We start from the raw sequence: 1,014 nt of genomic DNA, 5'->3' as shown, positions 1-1,014 counted from the left end.
CTAGAGCCTGTCCCGTGGATCATGTGACTGGGTCTCGGAGCCAGATGCGGATCGAGGCGACGTCGATGGTGCCGCGGAAGATGTAGTCGCGCTTGTCGAACCGGGTGGCCACGGCGCGGTGGCCCTTGAGCTTGTTGATCGCCCGCTCGACGCAGTTGCGCTGTTTGTAGATCTGCGGGTCGAAGGCGGGTGGTCGCCCGCCGCGTGCGCCGCGCTGTCGGCGGTTGCGGATCTGGTCGTCGGGCTCGGGGATCGTCGCGAGGATCCGGCGTCTGCGCAGGTGAGCCCGGATCGCTCGGCTGGAGAAGGCCTTGTCACCCAGGACCCGGCTCGGACGGGTCCGCGGCCGCCCCGGGCCGCGGCGGCCGATCCTGATCTGTTCCAGCACCGCGGGAAAGGCGAGCGAGTCGTGGCGGTGTCCGGCGACGGTGACCCGGGAGACCGGTCGTGCCCGACGGTCCGCCACCAGCACGATCTTGCTGGTCAGGCCGCCGCGGGAGCGGCCGATCGTCTCCCGGGCGGGCCGACCGGCCCGCTTCTGGCCCGGTTTCTTGTCATTCGACCGTGCCCCCTGTGTCCAGCTTGAGTGGCGCCACGACCTCCTGGGCGACATCGGTGGGCGGGCGGTGCCGGGCACCGGCGGCGTGTTGATGGGCGCGCACCAGGGCCCCGTCGACCGCGACGGTCCAGTCCGGGCCCTCGCTGTGGTCGGCGTCGCGGCGCAGCTCATTGAGGACACGTTCCCACGTTCCGTCCGCCGACCAGCGCCGATGCCGGTTGTAGATGGTCTTCCAGCACCCGTAGCTCGCGGGCAGGTCCCGCCACGGCGCGCCGCAGCGGGTCCGCCAGAACACGGCGTTGAGCACCCTCCGGTGATCAACCCACCGCCCGCCCCGCCGCGGGGTCGTGTCCGGCAACAACGGCTCCAGACGCGCCCACTCGGCGTCGGTCAGATCGTGACGATCCAGCACCACACCTGCCTACCGCATCCGACACCCAAGATCCACGGGACAC

Annotated in this window: 1 protein-coding gene; it reads right to left on the bottom strand. The window is 71.1% G+C overall.

The window, feature by feature from the left end:
* Positions 1-19: 19 nt before the first annotated feature.
* A protein-coding gene (locus tag ACFQE5_RS19020) for an IS5 family transposase (RefSeq protein WP_379586871.1) occupies positions 20-968 on the bottom strand; the annotation gives its coding sequence in 2 pieces (ribosomal slippage) (positions 20-628 and positions 630-968; 948 coding nt in all).
* Positions 969-1,014: the final 46 nt, after the last annotated feature.

Origin of the sequence: Pseudonocardia hispaniensis (assembly GCF_042658695.1) — a bacterium.
In the GTDB taxonomy this organism is placed as follows: Bacteria; Actinomycetota; Actinomycetes; order Mycobacteriales; family Pseudonocardiaceae; genus Pseudonocardia; species Pseudonocardia hispaniensis.
The sequence above is the reverse complement of the archived record's forward strand: the minus strand, read 5'-3'. Positions and strand labels throughout refer to the sequence as shown.